General features: G+C 71.1%; 15 protein-coding genes. 5 read left to right on the top strand and 10 right to left on the bottom strand.

Annotated elements, in window-relative coordinates; translation table 11 throughout:
- Positions 1 to 141: 141 nt before the first annotated feature.
- Positions 142 to 2,376: an acetate--CoA ligase family protein gene (locus K9S39_RS25375; protein WP_248865617.1), complete on the top strand. Its 2,235-nt coding sequence runs from the start codon at positions 142 to 144 to the stop codon at positions 2,374 to 2,376.
- Positions 2,377 to 2,605: 229 nt separating this feature from the next.
- Positions 2,606 to 3,616, top strand: a complete 1,011-nt coding sequence (locus tag K9S39_RS25370; RefSeq protein WP_248865616.1) for an enoyl-CoA hydratase/isomerase family protein — start codon at positions 2,606 to 2,608, stop codon at positions 3,614 to 3,616.
- A gap of 524 nt (positions 3,617 to 4,140) precedes the next feature.
- Here the strand turns inward: K9S39_RS25370 and K9S39_RS25365 are convergent.
- Positions 4,141 to 4,842: an RNA polymerase sigma factor gene (locus K9S39_RS25365; protein WP_248865615.1), complete on the bottom strand. Its 702-nt coding sequence runs from the start codon at positions 4,840 to 4,842 to the stop codon at positions 4,141 to 4,143.
- A 317-nt stretch (positions 4,843 to 5,159) separates the two neighbouring features.
- On the opposite strand from K9S39_RS25365, the gene K9S39_RS25360 reads away from it, so the two are divergent.
- Positions 5,160 to 5,783, top strand: a complete 624-nt coding sequence (locus K9S39_RS25360; RefSeq protein ID WP_248868958.1) for a flavin reductase family protein — start codon at positions 5,160 to 5,162, stop codon at positions 5,781 to 5,783.
- A gap of 356 nt (positions 5,784 to 6,139) precedes the next feature.
- Here the strand turns inward: K9S39_RS25360 and K9S39_RS25355 are convergent, their stop codons facing one another.
- On the bottom strand, positions 6,140 to 7,654 hold the full coding sequence (locus K9S39_RS25355; protein WP_248865614.1) for an FAD-dependent monooxygenase: 1,515 nt from the start codon (positions 7,652 to 7,654) through the stop codon (positions 6,140 to 6,142).
- Between the two features lie 427 nt (positions 7,655 to 8,081).
- Here K9S39_RS25355 and K9S39_RS25350 point away from each other — a divergent pair, with 427 nt between their 5' ends.
- Positions 8,082 to 8,717 carry a hypothetical protein gene (locus K9S39_RS25350; protein ID WP_248865613.1) on the top strand — a complete coding sequence of 212 codons (636 nt, stop codon included), beginning with the start codon at positions 8,082 to 8,084 and terminating at the stop codon, positions 8,715 to 8,717.
- Positions 8,718 to 9,000: 283 nt separating this feature from the next.
- Here the strand turns inward: K9S39_RS25350 and K9S39_RS25345 are convergent, their stop codons facing one another.
- The 3 genes from K9S39_RS25345 to K9S39_RS25335 form a co-directional block, all read right to left on the bottom strand.
- Entirely contained in the window at positions 9,001 to 10,089 is a 1,089-nt protein-coding gene (locus tag K9S39_RS25345) for a Zn-dependent alcohol dehydrogenase (protein ID WP_248865612.1), read from the bottom strand.
- On the bottom strand, positions 10,089 to 11,252 hold the full coding sequence (locus tag K9S39_RS25340; RefSeq protein ID WP_248865611.1) for an acyl-CoA dehydrogenase family protein: 1,164 nt from the start codon (positions 11,250 to 11,252) through the stop codon (positions 10,089 to 10,091). The genes K9S39_RS25345 and K9S39_RS25340 overlap by 1 nt, the downstream gene beginning before the upstream one ends.
- A gap of 387 nt (positions 11,253 to 11,639) precedes the next feature.
- On the bottom strand, positions 11,640 to 12,512 hold the full coding sequence (locus tag K9S39_RS25335; RefSeq protein WP_248865610.1) for an SDR family oxidoreductase: 873 nt from the start codon (positions 12,510 to 12,512) through the stop codon (positions 11,640 to 11,642).
- A gap of 96 nt (positions 12,513 to 12,608) precedes the next feature.
- Here K9S39_RS25335 and K9S39_RS25330 point away from each other — a divergent pair, with 96 nt between their 5' ends.
- Entirely contained in the window at positions 12,609 to 13,535 is a 927-nt protein-coding gene (locus K9S39_RS25330) for a cyclase family protein (RefSeq protein WP_248865609.1), read from the top strand.
- A gap of 265 nt (positions 13,536 to 13,800) precedes the next feature.
- Here the strand turns inward: K9S39_RS25330 and K9S39_RS25325 are convergent, their stop codons facing one another.
- The 5 genes from K9S39_RS25325 to K9S39_RS25305 form a co-directional block, all read right to left on the bottom strand.
- Positions 13,801 to 14,274: an ATP-binding protein gene (locus K9S39_RS25325; protein ID WP_248865608.1), complete on the bottom strand. Its 474-nt coding sequence runs from the start codon at positions 14,272 to 14,274 to the stop codon at positions 13,801 to 13,803.
- 454 nt (positions 14,275 to 14,728) lie between these two features.
- Positions 14,729 to 15,781 carry an acyl-CoA dehydrogenase family protein gene (locus K9S39_RS25320; protein ID WP_248868957.1) on the bottom strand — a complete coding sequence of 351 codons (1,053 nt, stop codon included), beginning with the start codon at positions 15,779 to 15,781 and terminating at the stop codon, positions 14,729 to 14,731.
- Between the two features lie 7 nt (positions 15,782 to 15,788).
- The gene (locus tag K9S39_RS25315) at positions 15,789 to 16,943 is read right to left on the bottom strand and encodes an acyl-CoA dehydrogenase family protein (RefSeq protein WP_248865607.1); all 1,155 of its coding nucleotides are present in this window, start codon (positions 16,941 to 16,943) and stop codon (positions 15,789 to 15,791) included.
- A gap of 238 nt (positions 16,944 to 17,181) precedes the next feature.
- Entirely contained in the window at positions 17,182 to 19,602 is a 2,421-nt protein-coding gene (locus tag K9S39_RS25310; RefSeq protein ID WP_248868956.1) for a protein kinase family protein, read from the bottom strand.
- 300 nt (positions 19,603 to 19,902) lie between these two features.
- Complete coding sequence (locus tag K9S39_RS25305; RefSeq protein WP_248865606.1) at positions 19,903 to 22,023, bottom strand: serine/threonine protein kinase; 2,121 nt, start codon at positions 22,021 to 22,023, stop codon at positions 19,903 to 19,905.
- Between the last annotated feature and the right edge of the window lie 25 nt (positions 22,024 to 22,048).

Raw genomic sequence — 22,048 nt, 5'->3', positions numbered from 1 at the left:
AAGGGGCCCAAGGAGGCGGGTCCCGGCACCGCCACCCCTCCGAAGCTTTACCGTGCCACCCCATTCCTGACGGGGCGTCAGTTCAGTAACCTGACTAGACGTCATGTAGCGAGAGCCGTCACACAGGAGCGGGCGTCTGCGATGCTTGGATCGACTCATGGCACCCTCACCACTCACTCCCGTCCGGCCCGCGTCGTGGCCTGTGGGGAGCAGCCACCACACGCCGTCCACGGCCTGAGCGAGCCACGCGGCGGTATCGGGGACCGGGACGTCAGCGGCCGTCCGCTGCACGCTCCGGTGCCTGATCTGGACCGCTTCTTCCGGCCCGAATCCGTGGCCGTGATCGGCGCCTCGGACAGCGAAGGCCGCCCCAACACCGGCATCACCCGCCAGCTGATCACCTGGGCGGAACGCGTCGGCGCCCGGCTCCATCCCGTCAACCCGGGGCGCGAGCGGGTCTTCGGCCTGCCCTGCCACACCGCCGTCGCCGATCTGCCGGAGCCCGTCGACCTCGCCGTTCTGCTGGTCGGCGACCCCGTCCCCGTCATCGAGCAACTCGCCGAGACGAAGGCGAAGTTCGCGGTCGCCTTCGCCTCCGGCTTCGCCGAGACCGGCGAGGAGGGGGCGACCGCCCAGGCCCGGCTGGCCGACGCCGTCGAACGCTCCGGTCTCCGGCTGCTCGGCCCGAACACCAACCTCAACGCCTTCGAGACGTTCCGCGACGACCTGAACGGCCCGGCCATCGCGCTGATCACCCAGTCCGGCCATCAGGGCCGTCCCCTCTTCGCCCTCCAGGAACTCGGCATCCGCCTCTCCCACTGGGCACCCACCGGCAACGAGGCCGACTTGGAGACCGCCGACTTCCTCTCCTACTTCGCCTCCCGCCCCGAGGTCGGCGCCATCGCCGCGTATGTGGAGGGGCTCAAGGACGGCCGCAGCTTTCTGCTCGCCGCCGATCGCGCCGCCCGTCACAAGGTGCCCGTCGTCGCCGTCAAGGTCGGCCGCACCGAGACCGGCGCCCGGACGGCCCGCTCGCACACCGGCAAGCTCACCGGCGCGGACGAAGTCGTGGACGCGGCGATGCGACAGTTCGGCGTGATCCGGGTGAACGGGCTCGACGAGCTCCAGGACACCGCGGCGCTGCTGGCCCGCGCCGGGCAGCCCACCGCCGAGGGCGTCGCCGTCTACTCGATCTCCGGTGGCACCGGCGCCCACTTCGCCGACCTCGCGACCGCGGCGGGCCTGCGGCTGCCCACCCTCACTCAGGCCAAGCAGTCCGAACTGCACCAGTGGATACCGGACTACCTCAATGTCGCCAACCCGATCGACAACGGCGGGCATCCCGTCGGCGACTGGCGCGGCCGGAAGATCATCGATGCGATCCTGGCCGACCCGTCCGTAGGGGTGCTGGTCTGCCCGATCACCGGGCCGTTTCCGCCCATGAGCGACAAGCTCGCACAGGATCTGGTGGACGCGGCGGAGCAGACGGACAAGCTGGTGTGTGTGGTGTGGGGGTCGCCGCTCGGCACCGAGGACGCCTACCGCACCACCCTCCTCGGCTCCTCGCGCGTGGCCACCTTCCGCACCTTCGCCAACTGCATCACCGCCGTCCGCGCCTACCTCGATCACCATCGCTTCGCCGCCGGCTACCGCTCCCCCTTCGACGACGCCCCGCGCGTGCTGTCCCCCTCCGCACGCAAGGCACAGGGCCTGATGCGCCCGGGACAAGAGCTCAGCGAGCACGCGGCGAAGCAGCTGCTGCGCGCCTACGGCATCCGCGTACCGCGCGAACAGCTGGTGACCAGCGCCGCGGCGGCCGTACGGGCGGCGAGCCTGGTGGGGTACCCGGTGGTCATGAAGGCATCCGGGCCGCAGCTGGCCCACAAGACCGAACTCGGCCTGGTCAAGGTCGGTCTGACCTCCGCCAGTCAGGTCCGGGACACCTACCGCGAACTCATCGACATCGCCCGCTACGAGGACGTTCCGCTGGACGGCGTACTGGTCTGCCAGATGATCGAGCGGGGTGTGGAGATGGTCGTCGGCGTCACCCACGACAGTCTCTTCGGGCCGACAATGACGGTCGGGCTCGGCGGGGTGCTCGTGGAGGTCCTGCGGGACGTCGCGGTGGGTGTGCCACCCTTCGGAGAGGACCAGGCGCGCGCGATGCTCGGCGAACTGCGCGGTCGTGCCCTCCTGGAGGGCGTACGCGGCGCGCCGCCCGCGGATACCGACGCGCTCATCGAAGTCGTCCTGCGGGTACAGCGGATGGCTCTCGAACTGGGCAGTGACCTGGCCGAGTTGGACATCAACCCACTCGTGATCCTGCCGCGCGGGCAGGGCGCCGTGGCCCTGGACGCGCTCGCCGTCTGCCATTGACCATGCGGGCGGTGCCGGAGGTGCGGGTCCTACGGACGGTGCGGGCCGCGCAGACGGTACAGGTCGTACGGACGGTGCCGACCGTCCCCACGACGCCGACCGTACACACGGTGCCGACCGTACACACGATGCCGACCGTACGCGCCGCAATCGGCCCGCCAGCAACTGCCGTAACCAGCCCGCCGCTCCTCGCACGCGCCCCGACCACACCTTCTGGAGCCGCTCCCCCATGACGTCCTCCCCCGTTTCCCCCAACGTCCCGGGCAACCCGGCACCTTCGGCCAAGGCCGCCGAAGCCGCCAACACTGCCGGAGCCACCGGAACCGCAGTGGCCACCGACCCCGTCGATCCCGTCGATTCATTGGTACTCCATGCCACTGACAACGGCGTCTCGTGGCTCACCCTCAACCGGCCGGAAGCGCTCCACGCGATCACCCCTGACCTGCGCGAACGCATGATTGAGCAGCTCGCGGACGCTTCCGCCGCCCCGGACGTACGAGCCGTGGTGATCACCGCGACCGGCAAGGGCTTCTGCGCCGGCGCCGATCTGCGCGGATCACCGTCCGCAGGCCCGACCAACTCGACGGACTCGTCGAACTCGAACGGCGCGACGAACTCGACGGACTCGGCGAACCCGTCGGACGTATCGGACGCGTCGGGCCCGACGAGCGACCGGCTCGCCGGTGATGTGGCCCGGCTGATCCGGCGCGGCGCCCAGCGCCTGATCACCGCAGTGCTGGACTGCGAGAAACCGGTGATCGCCGCCGTCAACGGCGCCGCCGCCGGACTCGGAGCGCATCTCGCGTTCGCCTGCGATCTGGTGCTGGCCGCCGAATCGGCCCGGTTCATCGAGGTGTTCGTACACCGGGGACTGGTCCCGGACGGCGGCGGCGCCTACCTCCTGCCACGGCTGATCGGCCCACAGCGCGCCAAGGAGCTGATGTTCTTCGGTGACGCCGTACCGGCCGCCGAGGCCGAGCGGCTCGGGCTGGTCAACCGGGTCGTCCCGGACGGCGAGTTGACGAAGACGGCCCGGGAGTGGGCCGAACGGCTGGCGGCCGGTCCCACTCGTACGCTGGCCCTCACGAAACAGCTGGTCAACGCCTCGCTTGATACCGACCGGACGGCGTGCTTCGCCGCCGAGGCCGCCGCCCAGGAGATCAATATGACGACCGTGGACGCACAGGAAGGCATCGCCTCCTTCGTGCAGCGACGCAGCCCGTCCTACCGGGGACGGTAACTCCCGGTCGGCATGGGACGGTCGGGACATCCCGTCCCGGCACTCCTCGTACCGGCAGCGCCCGTACCGGCAGCCCCCGACCCGAAAGCGCCCGGCCCGAACACGCCGCCCCCGAAGGAGCCGGTCCGGAAGCCGCCGGTCCGGAAAGCGCCCGTACCGACCGCGCTCCTCCCCATGGGCGGCGTCGCCACCGGGTTTCTCCCCGCCGGGGGCGTCCCGGCGCCGCCCGTCCCCACCGGTCTCGTCCCGTCGGGCCCGCCCGTGACCGCGCCCGCGGCCCCCAGCAGTCCGGCCGCGAGGGCTCCCGCCCAGACGGCACCCCTGACCCTGGCAGGTACCTTCATCGCCGACTTCCCGTCTCGTACGGCCGCTTCAGCGGATGCGTCAAGCGGATTACACGGTTTCAAGCGGATTCACACGGATTCACACGGCGTCGCGCGGATACGCACTCCCCACATGGGCAACACGCTCGCCCCAACGGGCAACACGCGCACCCCACATGACACAAGGGACTGCGATCCGCATCAATTTACCCCGTCGGGGCAAACCGGCACCTCCCGCGTATTACGGGTCCGCACCCCCGGCAGCCAGCCCGCCACACCGTCCGCGCGGCTGACCAGATACCAGCGGGTGGAGGTGACGCCCTGCTCGTCACGGACCAACTGCCCGTCAGTGACCACACACCGGGCGGCCAGCACCTCGCCGTGCCAGACCCGGCCTGCGGAGTTGTCGCGGGCTGCGTACTTGGTATGCGGATCCTTGGCCAGCCGCAGCGCGCACTCCAAGGTGCGGCCCGTACGGCAGGCAGACTCGCTGTTGTAGACCTTCACCGGCACCGTCGGCGGCGGCCCGGTCGGCCTCACCTCCACCGGTCCGGGCCGCACCAGCCACCACACCCCAAGCGCCACCGCGGCCACCGCCGCCGCGACGCCACCGCTCACCCCACCGGGGCCGGCCTCCTCGACACCCTCCACCGCATCGACCAGCACCTGCCGCCGGTCCTTCCGGTAGGCATCGCGGGCGACGTTCAGCACCGTGGTGAAGGCGTAGGCGTACGGCTCCGGGTGCGCGAGAAAGCGCTTCGGACGGGCCGCGAGTTTGAGGTACGCCTCATGCACCACATCCTCCGCGGACTGTCTCGACCCGGCCAGCATCACCGCGCGCCGGTAGAGCCGGGGCAGCAGCCCGCAGAAGACCTCATCGAAGCCGGGCGACGCGCCGGACAAGGACGTCGAGGGCGTTGAGGATGCCGAGGAAGTCGAGGGTGTCGCACGTGCTGACGGTGTCGCATCGGCCATGTACCGGAACTCCCCCACGTGCTTGGCTACGGCGCGGCCGAGGTGGAAGGTACCCGGGGACTCGGCAGCCAATCAGGAATCGACCCGCCAATCTCCCTTGAATCACCCGTATCCGGCCACCGGTTTGCCCGGCAATACCGACCAAACCACCCTTGCGAGTGGCGCCCGCCCCACTCGGCCTTCCCCCGGAGCTTCCTACCTGACGTTCCATCAGTTTTAATGCACGCATGATGGGACACGCGGAAATGGCGGCCACAGCGGTGCGGTATCTGCGCTCGGCCGGCGCGCCGACCACGGCCGCCGCCTCGCCCAACCTCCCGTCCCCCTCCGCCCCGTTGCCACGCCCCGCCCTGTGGGCCGTACGCGAGAACGAGCGCGCCCCGTTGGACCCGGACGAATTCCGCGCCGTCCTGGGGCACTTCGCGAGCGGCGTCACCGTCATCACCGCATCGGACAACGCGAGCGTCCCGGCCGGCTTCGCGTGCCAGTCCTTCGCCTCGCTCTCCCTCGATCCGCCCCTGGTCACCTTCATGGTGGCGCGTACGTCGACCACCTGGCCACGGATCGCCCGCGCCGGGGCCTTCTGCGTCAACATCCTCGGCGCCGGGCAGGGCGAGCTGTGCCGCGGCTTCGCGGTCAGCGGCGGCGACAAGTTCGCCGGCGTCTCGTACGCGGCGGCCCCGGCGACCGGTTCGCCACGGCTGGCGGACGTCCCCGCCTGGGTCGACTGCACGATCCAGGCGGTGCATACGGGAGGCGACCACCTCATCGTGGTCGGCCGGGTGAAGGCCCTCGGGACGGACCCGGCCGCGTCGGAGAGCGGCCCGCTCCTCTTCCACCGGGGCGCCTTCGGACACTTCACCGTGTAAAGGCCTGCTCCGCCACCAACGAGGCCGTCGTCCCTCCGTCCCACCGCCCCGCCGGTCTCTTCGCGCATGCCGAGCCGGCGGTGCAGCCCGGTGCCGGGCCCTTCGCTGGCTCGACGACCCCGCGTGGTTCACGCGGTCACTGGCGGCCTGCCGCGCCCGGGCACCTCGCCGTAGCAGTAGCAGTAGCAGTAGCCGACGACACACCGAAACGGCATGGTGCTGCACTCGGCCGCCGACCAGCCTTCCAGCAATGATCGCCGTTGCCTTCTCCGATCGACTTCTCCGATCGACTTCTCCGATTGCCTCGTCCGATCGCCTCGTCCGAACTTCACCGCACCCAGCAAGCCGACCCGCGCTCAGCTGACGGCAGCGCCGAACCACTGTGGCAGCCGACTGAGCAGATCCTGCTGATCCTCACCGACCCACGCCACGTGGCCGTCCGGCCGCAGCAGCACCGCGGGCACGTCCAGTTCCTCACTGACGTCGACGACGTGGTCGATTCGATCCGCCCAGCCCGCCACCGAGAGCCGGCCGGTCTGGTCGAGCAGCAGTCCGCGGCCGCCGTGCATCAGCTCGTAAAGGCGCCCCCGCTTCAGCCCCACGTCCCGCAGCCGTCGGCCGAGCAGTTCGTGGCCCTCGCCGAAGTCGTAGCGGACCCCCACCGCAGTGATCATCTCGGTCACGTACCGGTTCGCCTCCTCGAAGTCCATCAGCTTCGAGAACAGCTCCCGCAGCGCGGTCGCACCCGGATCGGTCCCCAGCAGCGTGATCTGCGCACGGGTGTTGTCCAGCACGCGGGCGCCCACCGGGTGCCGTTCGGCGTGGTAGCTGTCCAGCAGCCCCTCCGGCGCCCAGCCGTTGACCGCGGCGGCCATCTTCCAGCCGAGGTTGAACGCGTCCTGCACGCCGAGGTTGAGCCCCTGCCCGCCGGTCGGCGGGTGGATGTGCGCCGCGTCGCCGGCCAGCAGCACCCGTCCGACCCGGTAGCGCTCGGCCTGCCGGGTGGCGTCGCCGAACCGGGAGAGCCAGCGCGGCGAGTGCGCGCCGAAGTCGGTGCCCGCGAAGGCCCGCAGCTGCTGCTTGAACTCATCGAGGGTCGGCGCGGTCGCACGGTCCTCTGCCACGCCGTCGGCGGGCACGACGAGGCGGTACACCCCCTCGTTCCCGTCCACGTCGGGAATGGCGCCGAACCGCAGTTGGGTCTTGCGGACTTCCGCGACGATGGCGGCAACCGTCGCCGGATCCTCGGTGAGCTCCATCTCGCCCAGCAGCGTCTCGACCTTGGCGGGCTCGCCGGGGAAAGCGACGCCGAGCCGCTTGCGCACCACACTGCGGCCGCCGTCGCACCCGACGAGATAGCGCGAGCGCAGGTGCGTGCCTCCCCCGTCCCCGGCGGCTACGCCCCCCTTGCCGGGGGTCCCCCCACTGGCTAGGCCCCCACGGGCAGGGGTACCCCCATTCGCCAGCTCGACGGTCACCCCGTCCTCGTCCTGGCTCAGCCCGACCACCTCGCAGCCACGCCGGATCTCGGCACCGAGTTCGAGGGCACGCTCGTTGAGCAGCCGCTCGGTGACCGGCTGCGGGGTGGCCAGGCCGTACGGGTGCGCCGTGTCCAGCCGGTCCGGCCACGGCGTGGCGATGCCGGCGAAGGGACCACCAACCTTGAACCGCTCGCTGACCGCGAGGAACCGGTCCAGCAGGCCGCGCTGATCCATCACCTCGACGCTGCGCACATGCAGGCCGAGCCCTCGGGACTGCCCGGTCGGCTCGGCCGACTTCTCCAGCACGACCGTTCGTACACCGTGCAGCCGCAGCTCGCCGGCCAGCATCAACCCGGTCGGTCCACCGCCGGCAACGATCACGTCGATCATGAAATCCCCCATTTCGCACTTCGCACCCCAGAATTCCCGCAGGTTCTGGCTTCAGTCGGCCATTTCCGCAGGTCCTGGCTTCGGTCGGCGATTCTGCGGCACGACCCGGGCCTTGCCGCAAGCCCCCCGGTGCGCTATACGTTGAGAGTGGCAAGGAGCGGACGCTCTCCTTGCCTTTTCCTTTTGTCGCCCGCTGTGGCCGGGCAATCTCCTCGCGAAACGGTGGCGCGCCGCGTACGGCGATACGGTCGCCCCAGGAGGATCTCCCACGGGTACACGGGTCTACGGATGCAGCCGCGGAACGAGAAGTTCTCCACCCTCTTCACCGATCCGTCCGCCTCCACGGACAAGGACGGTGCAGGGGACATGGAGCCGGAGACTGATTCCGTGGTTGCGGCGGTAAGAGACGTTTTCGGATGAAGGTTTCATGAACCCGATGAATGAGCCGGTGGCACCTCATATCGAGCAGGTCCTGAAGCACAACTCCACACTGCTGAAGCGACATGTCGCCGGACGCCTCGCCATCGGCGTCCCGCTGCTCGCGCTGCCGTTCGTGTTGCACGCGCTGGGTGCGCCGAATTCCTTCTTCCTGGTGCTGCCCCTTCCCTTCGGGTTGTGGGTACTCCTCTTCCTGGCGATCCGGCTCGCCAATGGGCTGCGCCTGGGCGTGTGCAAGAAGGTTCTGAGTTCCTACCCGGTCGAATACCGCACGCGAGTGGACAGGAAGGAGGCACAGTGGCTGCTCCTCGGCACGGTGTACACGGTCAAGGTCTCCAGTCGCGGCCGGCAGGGCACGCCCCGCATGCGGGCCGTCAATGCCTCGGCGGTGCGCCGCTGGCCCAAGGGTGCCGAGAACGGTGGTGCCTGGGTCGCCGGTGACCCGCTCTTCGGCGGCGTCATGATTGTCCCTGGCAGCCACGACATGCTGTTCATGCAACCCGCGAACTGGAAGAAGTCCGATCAGGAGCGCGCGCAGGCCGATTCCGTACGGATCGTGCGGGCGCAGCAGGCAGGCATCGCCAAGCTGCTCGAACGCGAACCGAAGGTGCCGTACGGGGCGTAACGCATCTACGTGTGCACGGCCGGCAACGTGAATCCCGAGCAGCTGCTTGCCAACTGCCTGGACTACGCCCGCATGTCCGCCTGGGAGATCACGACGGGCTCGCCACCGCCATGGAGCTGATCCGGTCAAAGGCGGCCGACGCGATCCTCACCGCATATCGCTCGATGAACGGATCGCTTCGTGCGAGTCGTTCGCTGCCACCTCGGCCATCAGATGGGCCCGCATTCACATGCGCGTCATCGCATAGCCGGCGGAGAACCGGCCATTGGCCACCTCTGGGAAGTCAGCCAATCGCAGCGGAAGGCCCGAACGTCAACACCCCCCGCGCCACCCGCCCATGAAGCGCATCGTCAGCCGCCTTGGCGAAGTCCTCCACCGGATACGTCCTGGTCACCAACTCGTCCAGCAGCAGCCTCCCTTCCTGATACAGCCGGGCGTACAACGCGATGTCCCGCTGCGGCCGCGACGACCCGTAACGGCAGCCCAGGATCGACTTGTCCAGATACATCGACGACACCAGGAAGGACGCCTCCGCGCCGACCGGCGGCACCCCCAGCAGCACCGCCTGACCGTGCCGGTCCAGCAGATCGACCGCCTGCCGGATGAGCCGGGTGCTGCCCACACACTCGAAGGCATGGTCCGCACCGGTCGGCAGGATCTCCTTCACCGCCTTGACGGTGTCCGCCACCGCCGACGCATCGACGAAGTGCGTCGCCCCGAACCGCCGCGCCACCGCCTCTTTGGCCGGGTTGGCATCCACCGCGACAATCGTCAACGCACCGGTGATCCGGGCCCCTTGGAGCACATTGAGCCCGATACCCCCGGCCCCGATCACCACCACCGAGTCCCCGCGGTCCACCGTCGCCCGATTCAGCACCGCCCCTACGCCCGTCAGCACCCCGCATCCGATCAGCGCCGCCGACGTGAGCGGAATATCCTCGGCGATCTTCACCGCCTGCACCGCCTTGACGACCGTGCGCTCCGCGAAGGCCGAGTTCGATGCGAAACTGAACAGCTCAGCCCCGCCCCGCCGGAACGGCTTCCCCGGCATTCCGATCGCCTTACGGCACATCGTCGGCCGACCACGGTCGCACTCCGCGCACGTCCCGCAGTTCGCCAGCGTCGACAACGCGACGTGATCACCGGGCGCCACATGGGCAACACCGGCCCCTACGGCCTCTACCACCCCCGCTCCCTCATGCCCCAGCACCACCGGCACCGGGAAAGGAATCGTCCCATCCACCACTGACAGATCGCTGTGGCAGAGCCCGGCGGCCCGGATCCCGACCAGCACTTCCCCCGGCCCCGGGTCCCGTACCTCCAGATCGTCCACGACCCGGGGCTGCTCGCCGTCGAACATGACGCCTTTCATCACCGCTCCACTCTGGGCAGGCCGAGCACACGCTCGGCGATGATGTTGCGCTGGATCTCGTCCGAACCGCCGTAGATGGTGTCGGCCCGGCCGAACAGGAACGACCGCTGCGGCGCGGCCAGTTCGTACGGCGCGTCGCCGGTCCAGTCATCGGGCCCCAGTACGGCCGCCGCCCCGCGCACCCGCATCGCCAGTTCCCCGAGCCGCTGATGCCAGCCGCCCCACAGCAGCTTCGCGACACTCGGCGCCCCCGCGTCACCGGACGCCCCCAGGGTCCGCAGCGCATTCCACCGCATCACCTTCAACTCGGCCCATTGCCGGACGAGTTGCTCGCGCAACACCGGATCCCGTACCGCACCGCCCCGCACCGCGGTCTCGACGACGTCCGCCAACTCCGCCGCGAACCCGATCTGCTGGACGAGCGTCGACACCCCCCGCTCCAATCCGAGCAGCCCCATCGCCACCCGCCAGCCCGCGCCCTCCCCGCCCACCACATCCCGGGCCACCGCCCCGTCGAAGAACACCTCATTGAACTCCGCCGTCCCCGACATCTGCCGGATCGGCCGCACCTCGATCCGCCCCGGCTGCGCCATCGGCACCAGCAGAAACGAAAGCCCGCGGTGCCGTCGCTCGCCCGGATCGGTCCGGGCGAGCACAAGGCACCAGTCGGCCTCCCGGGCCAGCGAGGTCCACATCTTCTGCCCGCTGATCCGGTACGTGTTCCCGTCCCGCACCGCGGCAGTACGCACCCCCGCGAGGTCGGACCCGGCGCCCGGCTCGCTGTAGCCCTGACACCACAGCTCCTCCCCCCGGGCGACCCCCGGCAGAAACCGCCGCTGCTGCGCCTCGTCCCCGTACGCGATCAACGTCGGCGCCAGCAGGTTCTCGCCGATATGCCCCACCCGACCAGGTGCACGCGCCCGCGCGTACTCCTCGGCCCATACGACCTGTTGCGTCAGGCTCGCCGCCCGGTTTCCGTACGATCCGCGCGTACGGTCCCACCCGATCCCGATCCACCCACCGGCCCCGAGCTCCCGCTCCCACGCGCGGGAGCCGCCGCGTCGGCCCGCCGACGCGGCGTGGGGTCCGACGAGATGGGACGCAAGCCAGGTGCGGGCCTCGGTGCGGAAGACGGCGTCTTCGCGCTCGAACTCAAAGTGCATACGGTCCTCCGCTGCGCTTGGCTCGGGCCGACTTGGGCTCGCCTGCGGCGGGCCTGCGCCGTTGTCGGCCTCCCGCCATGGGGGTGTTTCGCCGGCACATGTCGTCTGTCGGGTGCCTGTGTCCGCGTCCACAAGGTGCACACGACTGACGACGTGTACCCCCCACCACCCTTTTCCCCACCCCCTTCGGGAGGTGCTGGACCGCAGGACGGAGTCCGGAGGGCCGGCGCCGCTGCCGAACAGCCCCGCGCAGCGGCAACCAGCCCGCCGCAGGCGAAACCCTCACGGCGGGACAGCCGAAAACGGCACAGGCTCGCCGCAGGCGCCCCCCACGGCGGGACGGCCGAAAACACGGCGCGGCCCACCGCAGGCGAGCAACAAGCCGGCTCACGCCGAGCGCAGCGGACGCCCCAGAAGGGGCATCGGATCGCACCCCACTGCCCCCGGCAGCAGATCGGCAATCTTCTCCGGCGTCCACCCCCCATCGGCGTAAACCGAGCGAAGCTCCCCCGGCTGGGCCCACACCGCGATCTTCGGCCCCGCCACCGTGTAGACCTGGCCCGTCACATCCCGCGCCCGCTCGCTCAGCAAGTAGAGAACGAACGCCGCCACGTCCTCCGGCTCCCCGATCTCCTTCAGCTCCATCGGCACCTTCGCCGACATCCGTGTACGCGCGACGGGTGCCACCGCGTTCGCGGTCACCCCGTACTTGTGCAGGCCCAGCGCCGCGCTCCGCACCAGTGAGATGATCCCGCCCTTGGCGGCGGCGTAGTTGGCCTGGGAAACCGACCCCTGATGATTCCCGCTGGTGAAACCGATCAGCGTCCCGGCGCCTTGCCGCCGCATTACCGCGGCCGCCGCCCGGAACACCGTGAACGTCCCCTTCAGGTGGGTGGCGATGACGGGGTCCCACTCCTCCTCGGACATGTTGAAGAGCATCCGCTCGCGCAGAATCCCGGCCACACACACCACACCGTCGATCCGCCCGTACTGCGCCAGCGCGGTGTCCACGATCCGCTGCCCGCCGGCCATCGTCGACACATCATCGGCCACGGCCGTCGCCGCCCCGCCCGCTGCCTCGATCTCCTTCACCACACTCTCGGCGACCTCGCTGCTGGGCTCGGCGCCGTCGATCGAGACGCCGTAGTCGTTGACGACCACCTTCGCGCCCTCGGCGGCGGCCGCCAGGGCGATGGCCCGCCCGATGCCGCGGCCCGCGCCCGTGACGGCGACCACCTTGTCGGCCAAGAAGTTCCCCATGCCGCACCCCTTTCCGTTTTCTGACGAGCCGTTAGATTTTTGGGCAGGCACGGGTCAAACACAAGACCCGCAACCGAAACCGGCCGAGGAGGCACCGTGCCCCTGCCGCAGGAGTTCCACGACATCGCCAAACGCGTCAACAACTGGGGGCGTTGGGGTGCCGACGACGAGATCGGGACCCTCAACCTCATCACCCGCCGGGTGGTACGGGACGCCGCCGCATGCGTCCGCAGCGGCCGCCGCGTCCCGCTCGCGCTACCGCTCCGACAGGACGGCGTACAGACCGGCGCGATCCCCGGCCGGGTCAACCCGCTGCACACCATGACCGCCGTCAACCAGGAGATCTTCGGTCCCGGTACGGTCGCCATCTCGGACGACGTGGTGACCATGGGCCTCCAGGCGGCCACCCACTGGGACGGCCTCACCCACGTGTCACACTCCGGGCGGCTCTACAACAACCGCCCCGCCGACTCCATCACCGCACACGGCGGCGCCACCCGCCTCGGCATCGAGAAGGCCACCCCGATCGCCTCCCGTGGCCTGCTGCTCGACGTGGCCCGCGCACACGGCACCGACCGGCTACCGGGCGGGCACGTCGTCACACCCGAAGACCTCGACACGGCTGAGGAGTTGGCGGGGGCCAGGGTCCGAGCCGGGGACGTCGTCCTCGTGCGCACCGGACAGATGCGGCATTACCTGGCGGGCGACCGGCAGTCCTACGCGTTCCCCTCCCCCGGCCTCTCCCTGCGCACCCCGGAATGGTTCCACGCACGCGATGTCGCGGCGGTCGCCAACGACACCCTCACCTTTGAGATCTTCCCGCCGGAGATCAGGAACCTGTGGCTGCCCGTACACGCCCTGGACCTGGTCGAGATGGGCATGCTGCAGGGCCAGAACTGGAATCTGGAGGAACTGTCGGAGGTGTGCGCGGCGGAGCGGCGCTGGACGTTCTTCCTCTCCGCGATGGCGGAGCCGTTCGTCGGCGGATCCGGCACCCCAGTGGCGCCGGTGGCGATCCTCTGATGGGCGCCGGTCACGCCCCACGGGTGCCACTCACGCCTGACGGGAGCCAGTCGCCGTCCTCCGGCCGACCAGGTGGCGGTGCACGCGCATGCGCGCCCCGAGCACGGCACCGCGGACCGCCACCCGGCCGCGACCCGCACTCGTCGAGACTCGGACCGGATTCCGGTCCCGCTACGAACCTCGACGTCCCCTCACGGCGAATCGCTCCACACAAGGGTGATCAACGACCCACGCCACGTCAACACCTGGTCTGGACTAAGTCCTATTACGCCCGATTTGCCATAGTGCATTGGGGTTCATATGCCGTAAGTTCCGCCCCCGCCGCCATCAGCACCGGCTGACCGCGGTCCACCTCGCACCAGATCCGCTTGCCGGCGCCTTCCTGCTGCCAGCCCCAGCGGTCCGCGAGACCGTCGACCAGTTCCAGGCCACGGCCGTTGGTGTCCTCGCCGGCGGCGTGCCGCTGGCGCGGCGGGCGGGCGCTGGCGTCCACCACCTCGACGCGCACGGTGCCCACCACGGCTCCCGCCCCGGAGAAGCACATCCGCAGCTCGGCCTCCGAGCCGGTGTGCACCACGGCATTGGTGACGAGTTCGGAAATCAGCAGGATCAATGTCTCCGCCAGCGGCTCATCGACCCCTATGCCGGACCCCACGAGCCGGGACCGGGCCCACCGTCGGGCCCGCCCCACCTCCGCGGGGTCGGGCCGTACCTCCAACTGCACTTGAAGCACCTGCACCGCTCACACCATCCGAACCGGCGGAAACATCGCCTCGCGCCTCCACGGAGTCACGATGCGTGACCCCGGTGAAGCCCAGCATGGTTGACGTTCAGTCACCCCAACAAGCGCTTCGGGCATATTCCAGCGCAAGGGAGTATGCGTGCTGCATACTGTGCGACGCACTTTGCGGGGAGTCGAACAAGGGGGGATTCCGGGCCCACGCCCGCGGCGAGCGACGCGCAGTCCGTAGCCCGGAGCCGTCATACCGACGGCACCGCGACCGCTGCGCCACAGAACCACTCGCACCCAACGGAGCGTACCCGAGCGGAACGCCGACTCCCCCCTGTGACGAGTCACGCCTAGGACACAACCCGATATCGACAGGCTGTGACCGGTTATGTGTGGGCCGCCTGGCATTTCGCACACGAGTTGCCAGAGTCTGACATCGCTGGTTTCCGGGCCTGCCCGGCGACTACAGCCCGCCACCGCACGCCACCAGGTCCGCGGCCAGCACTTCTTCCGCATCGCACGCCGTGCCCCAGCGCTCGGCCCGCAACCAGGCCCGCTTCAGATGCAGATGGACATCGGCCTCCCACGTGAACCCCATTCCACCATGCACCTGCAGACAGTCACGGGCGTTCCACACCGCGGCATGGTCCGCGAGCATTTTCGCTCCGGTCACTTCGCGCGCACAGCCAGTAATCGACGCCGCATACACAGCGCATCGGGCCGTCTCGGCCCGTACGAGCATCTGTGCGCACAGATGCTTGATCGCCTGGAAGGAGCCGATGGGCGCGCCGAACTGTGCGCGCTCGCGGGCGTACGCGACCGCCATGTCGACCGTGCGGGCGGCGCTGCCCAGCTGCTGGGCGGCGGTGAGCAGCGCGGCCTCGCGACGCAGCCGGGGCACGTCCAGGGCCAGGGGCGCCGTGCACGGGACGTCGGTGACCCGGGCGAGCGGGGTGAGCGGGTCGACGGAGGCGAAGGGGGCGCGGGAGACCCGGGCGGCCACGCTCCGGTACGCCATGGCGACGCGCCCCCTGCCCGTCTCTGCCACCGACGCCTCACCCGCCAATGCCCCACCCACCGACTCCACCGACGCCTCCGCCCCCTGCACCGAGATCAACTCATCGCAGTCGGCGGGGTGTTCCCACAGCACCGGCCCGGCCGCCCCGCCCCCCGGCCCGGTCACCGCGTCGCACAGCCCGACGATCTTCTCGCCGGTCGCGACGCCGTCCACCAGCCCGGCCAGCAGCTGACAGGCGACCAGCGGTCCGGGCAGCAGCGCCCGGCCGGTCTCCTCGAAGACCAGCACCGCTTCCGGCAGGCCCAGCCCGACCCCGCCGACCGCTTCCGGCAGCCGCAGCGCGAAGAATCCGGCATCGCCCAGCTCGCGCCACAGCGCGCGGTCCAGCGTGGGATCGTCGACCGCCGCGCGCAGCCGGTCCCGGCCGAACCGCGCCGCCAGCAGCTCCCGCGCCCCGTCCCGCAACGCCCTTTGCTCATCGGCGGGTTGGAAGTCCACCACCCGGTCACCGCCCCTTCGGCAGGCCGAGGATCCGCTCGGCGACGATGTTCCGCTGGATCTGGGACGTACCGGCCGCGATCGTGTACGAGAGGGCGGAGAGCCGGTCCGCGACCCATGTGTGGTCCGCGTCCAGCGCGCCGGCGCCCAGCACCTCGGCCGCCGCGTCGTACAGTTCCTGCCGGGCATGCGAATACCGCAGCTTGAAGACCGAGCCGCCGGCGCCCGGGGCACCCCCTGCGGACCGGGACGCGCTGACGTTCCACTGCGTGAGCCGCCACAGTGCGGTGAACTCCGCGCTCAGCCGCCCGAGTCTGCGGCGCAGTACGGCATCGTCCCAGCGGCCGTTGTCGCGGGCGGTACGGGCGAGCGCGCCGAGCACCCGGCGGCAGGCCACCACCTCCCCCACGAAAGCGGTGCCGCGCTCGAAGGCCAGCGTCACATTCGTCACCCGCCAGCCGTCGTTCTCCGCCCCGACGCGGTCGGCGGCCGGCACCCGCACCTCGTCGAGGAACACCTCGGCGAACTCCGCCGAGCCGGCGAGCGTACGCAGCGGCCGGACCGTCACCCCCGGCGCGTCCATCGGCATCGCGAGCCAGCTGATCCCGCGGTGCTTGGGCGCTTCCGGATCGGTGCGGACCAGCAGCTCGCACCAGTCGGCGATCTCCGCGTGCGAGGTCCAGATCTTGCTGCCGCTGATCACATACGTATCACCGTCGCGCACCGCCCTCGTGCGCAGCGCCGCGAGATCGGACCCGGCGTCCGGTTCACTGAAGCCCTGGCACCAGATCTCGTCGCCCCGCAGGATCGGCGGCAGCCAGCGGGCGCGCTGCTCCGGGGTGCCCTCGGCGACGATGGTCGGCCCGGCGTGCAGCAGCCCGACGAAGTTGGCCCCTACGTAGGGCGCGCCGGCCAGTTCCGTCTCCTCCAGGAAGATCAGGTGCTGGGCCGGGGTGACACCCTGCCCGCCGGCGTCCCGCGGCCAGTGCAGGCCCGCATATCCAGCGTCGTACAGCATCCGCTGCCAGGCCGCGTCGTACGCCCGGCGGCCCGGCCAGTCGGTCGCCGCGGGCTTCGCGGGCAACAGGGGCAGCACCTCGCCGAGCCACTGGCGCAGCCGCGCCCGGAAGTCCTCCTCTTCCGGTGTATAGGTGAGGTCCATGGCGCATTCCCTGTCCCCTCAGCCGTACCGTGGCCGGGCCGTGGCCTGTCCGCCGCCTCAACTGATCACCAAGCCAGATACACGTACAGGTACCTGACGGCGCGTCAGTTCGACTCGGGTTTGAGGCTAGCCCGGAGCTCCTGGGCCGACAAGACGCAAGGGCTCAGTCGGTTGAGGAAAGCCGGCTGCGTCATGCACATGGCACAGAAGATCGTCACCAACACGCACCCGCAGTCGGCTAGTTGGGACGGTAGGAGCTGGTCGCCTGCTCGTAGAGGTGGTCCACCTCGCGCCGGCCGTCGTCCGGGCCGATGACGAGGACGAGGTGGTAGCGCCCGTTGTGGATCATTGCGAGGTTGCGTACGTAGACCTCGCGGCCGCTGCTGTCGCGCCAGGTGAAGGTGCCCTCGGCCATCGCCGTCTGTCCGACGTCTATCCGGCGCAGGCCGGAGGCGGACGACCAGTCGGAAGCGCGGTACGGCGCCAGCTCGGCCTCTTTCTTCTGCTGGTAGGCCATCGGGTCCGCGCCGAAGCGGGCGGTGGTGTCGCGGCCGGGCACGATCACCAGCTCGTAGTCCCCGCCGAGGTAGCGGACCTGGCCCCGCTGGTTCGTGCCCCGCCGCTGCCAGCCGTCGCGGACGGCGATCCGAAAGCCCTCGGGGTCCTTGCGCACCTGGAAGCCCTTGGCGGGCGCGGAGGACCGCGGCGCCCCGGTGCCGGCCGAGCCGCTGTCCTGGCCGTCGCCGCCGCCGTCCTGACCGCCGTCCTGGCCGGGGGAGGGTGCGGGGCTGCCGCCGGGTTCCACGCCCGCCGAGCCCGATGGTCCCGCTGAATCCGAGGTACCCGTATGGGCGCCGCCGTGCCGCCCGGCCTCGGCCCCCTCGTCGGCCTTCGGCAGGAACAGCATGGCGAAGGCCATCGCCCCCACCAGGAGCAGCAAAATCAGGCCGAGCAGCAGCCGACCGAGGTGGCGTGGCCCGCGCGCCTGTTGGCGCGGCGCACCTGCCGGCCGCGACCGCCGGACCACGGGCTCGCGGAGCGGCTTCGGGGGCCGGGGCGCCGGCTGCCGCAGCGGCTTGGGCTGCTTGGGGGGCCGCTGCCGTGGGGGTGCGGGGGCGACCGGCGGTGACGCCGACAGGCCCGGCGGCTGTGGCATGGGCTGTGCTTCGGCAGGCCGCTCACGGTGGGCTCTTCGCGGCCGCCCCCGGCCATTCGTGAGCCGTCCCCTGCGGACGAGTTCGCCGCGCCGCCGCAGGATCGGCAACCGTCGCGGATCCGTGCCCCCGCCCAACGCCGGCATCGTCACCAGCCGGCTGCCGAGTTCCGGCTCCGGCGCCGTACGGATCAGCGTACGCAGCCGGTCACTCAGCTCCTCGAAGGCCGGCCGGTCGGCGGGGTCCCGGCGGAGCAGCGACTCGACGACGGGCCGGAGCGTCCCGCACTCCTCGGCGGAGTCGGGCGGCTGCGCGCATACCAGCCGCGCGAGTTCGACGGCGCTCTCCTCGGGGTAGGGAGGGCGGCCCCGCACGCTCCGGTACAGCAGCGCACCGAGCGCCCAGAGGTCGGTGGCCGGACCGGCCTGCGCAGCCAACTGCCCACTCTCGTCCGCCCGTCCGGCCTGCTCCGGCGCCCAGCGCTCGGTTACCGGGCCGATGACGTTCAGCCGCGCTTGCCGCGCGCGCTCTGCGGCGAGGCCGGGGGTGGGACGGCCGTACGCGGTGGCGTGCGTGGTGGTGGGGCTGGGCATGGGGGTGGGTCCGGGCGGGGGGGTGGAGCCGAGCGTGGGGGTGGGTCCGGGCGTGGGGGTGGAGCCGAGCGTGGGGGTGGGTCCGTCGTCCTGCTCGGGCTCGCGACGTGGCGCGGGGATCGCTCCCGTCCCGCCCTTCGTGAGAACCACAGCCTCGGGGGCCACGACTTCGGAGCCCGACGCCTCAACGGCAGCGGCCTCGGGAGCCGACGCGTCAACAACCGGAGCATCGACGGTCGGACCGTCAACGGCCGGAGCGACTACGGCCGGCGCGTCGACGGCCGTTGCCTCCCCCGGCACCCACCCGTACCCGCACAGCGCCTCCTGGGCCGCGCCCACCGCCAGACCGGACAGGATCGCCCGGCCGTCGTCGCAGATCAGGACCGTACGGTCGGTGATATTGCGGTGGATCCAGCCGTGCGCATGCAGCGCGCGCAGCGCCGTGAGCACATCCGCGGCGATCTCCGCGGCACGGTGCGGGGAGAGGGACCGCGCCGCGACCAGCGCGGCCAGCGGGCGGGCGGCGACACGTTCGCCGACGATCCACAGGCTGCCGTCCTGCGCGAAGACGTCGAAGACCTGCTCCAGCAGCGGGTGGTCGGGCAGTCCGGCGGCCGCCGTGGCGGCCTCCAACGCGTGCCGTACGGCGGGTTCTCGGGGGCTACGGTCCGCCCCGCCCGTCGACCCGTTACCGCCACCGCCCCGGTGCCCCGGCCCGGCGAAACCCCCGTCGACGAACTCCGCCTCCACGACCTCCGGCAGCGGCACCTGACGGAGTACGACCTCCTGCCCGCTGTAGGTGTCGAACGCGCGGGTCTCGGCGAAGTCCTCGGCACCGAAATCCCCGTCGCCCAAGGGCCGCAGCGGCAGGCGATAGCGCTCGGCGAGCACTCTCCCCGCGTACTCGTCCACGACGCCTCCCCGCAGCGCCCGCCGGCTGCCGTTCCTCCGGAGCGGGTCGGCCGAGCCGGCCTCTCCGGTCACTTCCGGTCGCATTTCCGCCGATTGCGGATGCGTACGGTCTTCGATGTCACCGTCAATGTCGTCATCGATATCGTCGATGGCATCGAAGGCTCACGATACGTGCCGCGAGGGGCGGTTGTGCCCGCGCGGCCCGCCTCACCTCCCCGCGCCTCGGCCCACCAGCGCGAACCGGTCAAGCCGACCAGCACGAACGTTTCCGCCCCCACCGCGAACGGTGCGATCCTTCCTTCAGTCCTTCACCGTGAACGTCTTGAACGCCGTCTCGCGCAACTGCCGGCATTCCTTCTCCGACCACTTGTCCGCCAGGCACGTGATCATGATGGCGTAGCCGTGCTCGTTGTCGGCCTTGAACCCACGGTTGAGTATCCGCACCTTCTCGCCGCTCTGCTTGCGTGTGAACGACCAGTCCGCGACGGTCGGATAGCCCCGCCACTCCACGGTCTTGATATCGATCCGGTGGTAGTCGTCGCTGGTGCTGCGCACCTGCGGCTCCAGGCTGCGCCACGACGCCGCCGCGTCGGTGCCGGGCTTGGCGCTGTAGTCGATCTGTACGCGCGGGAAGCGGCCCGAGGCGCTGTATATGGCGCCGGAGCCCCGGCCCGACGTGCCGGTCTGCTTGAAGCCTTTGGGCATCGCCACGGTGAAGTGGAACCGGCCGTTGGAGACCTCGGCGAATCCGTCCGGCAGCTTCGTGCCGTCCGCCGGGCCGGGCCTGGGCGTGGGCGGAGCGGACGGCTCCGGATTCTTCGGGTCCTCCTTCGGCCGGTCCTCGCCCGTCGCGGCCTTCTCGCTTGCGTCGGCCGCGTTCTCCGAGGGCTTGTCGTGGCTCGCGGACGCCTTGCTGCCCGCGCCGGACCGATTGCCGCCCTTTTCCTCGTCGCCGCTGAGCGAGAGGGCCAGGATCGTGCCCAGGATCGCCAGTACCACGACCACGGCCGCGATGATGAGCGTGCGGCGCGGGACGACATCGGTCACCGAGGCCCTCGGGACCGGCCGGTTCCCGTCGCCGGGTCTGGACTCGCCGCGGGCCGCGGCGGCCGCGGCCGCGTTGCGTACCGACTGCAGGGCGGCGCGCATCCGCGCCTTGGCGGCTTCGGAGTCGAATGCGGGACGGCCTGACGGGCGCGCCGCCGGACGGTCGGGGCGGGCCGGGCGGCCGGCAGCGTCGGCAGTGGGCGCACTCCCCCGGCTACCGCTGGGGGCACCCCCACCGCGCTTGGGGCTATGGGGGACCGCGTCCCGGCCGGCCGAGCCCGCGCCGTTCGCGCCCCCGGAGCCCGTACGGCCCGGTCCGGTCGTCTGCGGACGTTCGGCCCGCTCCGGGGCGGTCGGTGCCGCGGCGGGTGCGGCGGCGACGGCGGCCGCCGGCCTGGCCTTCGCCTTGCGCTTCGGCGTCGCCGGCTTCGGCTTCGCGGCCTTGGGCAGGGGCTTCTTCTCCGGCGCCGTCGGCAGCACCATCGCCCGCGTCTCGTCCATGGCGGGCTCCGGGGCCTGCGGCCCGGTGTCCTCCGGCGCGTGGATGACGTCCAGCAGCAGCGCCCGCGCGCCCGCGTCGTCCAGCCGGCCCGCCGGGTCCTTCACCAGCAGGCCGTAGATGACCTCCTCCAGCGCTCCGGCGCTCTTCGGCGGCTCGACCGGCTCGGTCATCACCGCCGTGAGCGTCGCGATCGCCGAGCCCTTGTCGTACGGCGGTACGCCCTCGACGCAGGCGTACAGCAGGCCGCCCAGCGACCACAGGTCGGCCGGCGGGCCGGGCTTCTGGCCGCGGGCCCGCTCCGGGGAGATGTAGGAGGGCGCGCCGACGAGCATGCCGGTGGAGGTCACGGAGGGGTCGCCCTCCACCTGGGCGATGCCGAAGTCGGTCAGCACGACCCGGCCGTCCTCCGACATCAGGACGTTGGACGGCTTCACATCGCGGTGCAGGATGCCGGCGGTGTGGGCGGCGCGCAGCACGTCCAGCACGGCGAGGCCGACCTCGGCGGCGCGGCGCGGGGTGAGCGGGCCGTCGTCGCGGACGACCTCGGCGAGCGAGCGGCCCTCGACGAGTTCCATCACGATCCACGGCCGGTCGTCCTCGTCGACCACGTCGAAGACGGTCACCGCGCCGTTGTTGCGGATCCGCGCGATGGCCTTCGCCTCGCGCAGGGTGCGGGTGATCAGACGGCGCTTCTCGTCCTCCTCGACCCCGCCGGGGAAGCGCAGTTCCTTGACCGCGACCGTACGGCCGAGGACCTCGTCGCCGGCCCGCCAGACCGTGCCCATGCCGCCCCGGCCGAGAACATCGGCGAGCCGGTACCGGCCGGCGAGCAGCCTGCCCTCCTTGCCGTCCATCTCGACCTCGTCGCCCACTGAATCCCCTCGGCAATCCAGCCGA

Origin of the sequence: Streptomyces halobius (genome assembly GCF_023277745.1) — a bacterium.
GTDB classification, from domain to species: domain Bacteria; phylum Actinomycetota; class Actinomycetes; order Streptomycetales; family Streptomycetaceae; genus Streptomyces; species Streptomyces halobius.
Note: the sequence above shows the minus strand (reverse complement) of the source record. Positions and strands in the feature narration are given on the sequence as shown.

Coding starts and splice junctions, on each gene's coding strand:
- K9S39_RS25375 (WP_248865617.1), top strand. CDS start 142: ATGCTTGGATCGACTCATGGCACCCTCACCACTCACTCCCGTCCGGCC.
- K9S39_RS25370 (WP_248865616.1), top strand. CDS start 2,606: ATGACGTCCTCCCCCGTTTCCCCCAACGTCCCGGGCAACCCGGCACCT.
- K9S39_RS25360 (WP_248868958.1), top strand. CDS start 5,160: ATGGCGGCCACAGCGGTGCGGTATCTGCGCTCGGCCGGCGCGCCGACC.
- K9S39_RS25355 (WP_248865614.1), bottom strand. CDS start 7,654: ATGATCGACGTGATCGTTGCCGGCGGTGGACCGACCGGGTTGATGCTG.
- K9S39_RS25350 (WP_248865613.1), top strand. CDS start 8,082: ATGAACCCGATGAATGAGCCGGTGGCACCTCATATCGAGCAGGTCCTG.
- K9S39_RS25345 (WP_248865612.1), bottom strand. CDS start 10,089: ATGAAAGGCGTCATGTTCGACGGCGAGCAGCCCCGGGTCGTGGACGAT.
- K9S39_RS25340 (WP_248865611.1), bottom strand. CDS start 11,252: ATGCACTTTGAGTTCGAGCGCGAAGACGCCGTCTTCCGCACCGAGGCC.
- K9S39_RS25335 (WP_248865610.1), bottom strand. CDS start 12,512: ATGGGGAACTTCTTGGCCGACAAGGTGGTCGCCGTCACGGGCGCGGGC.
- K9S39_RS25315 (WP_248865607.1), bottom strand. CDS start 16,943: ATGGACCTCACCTATACACCGGAAGAGGAGGACTTCCGGGCGCGGCTG.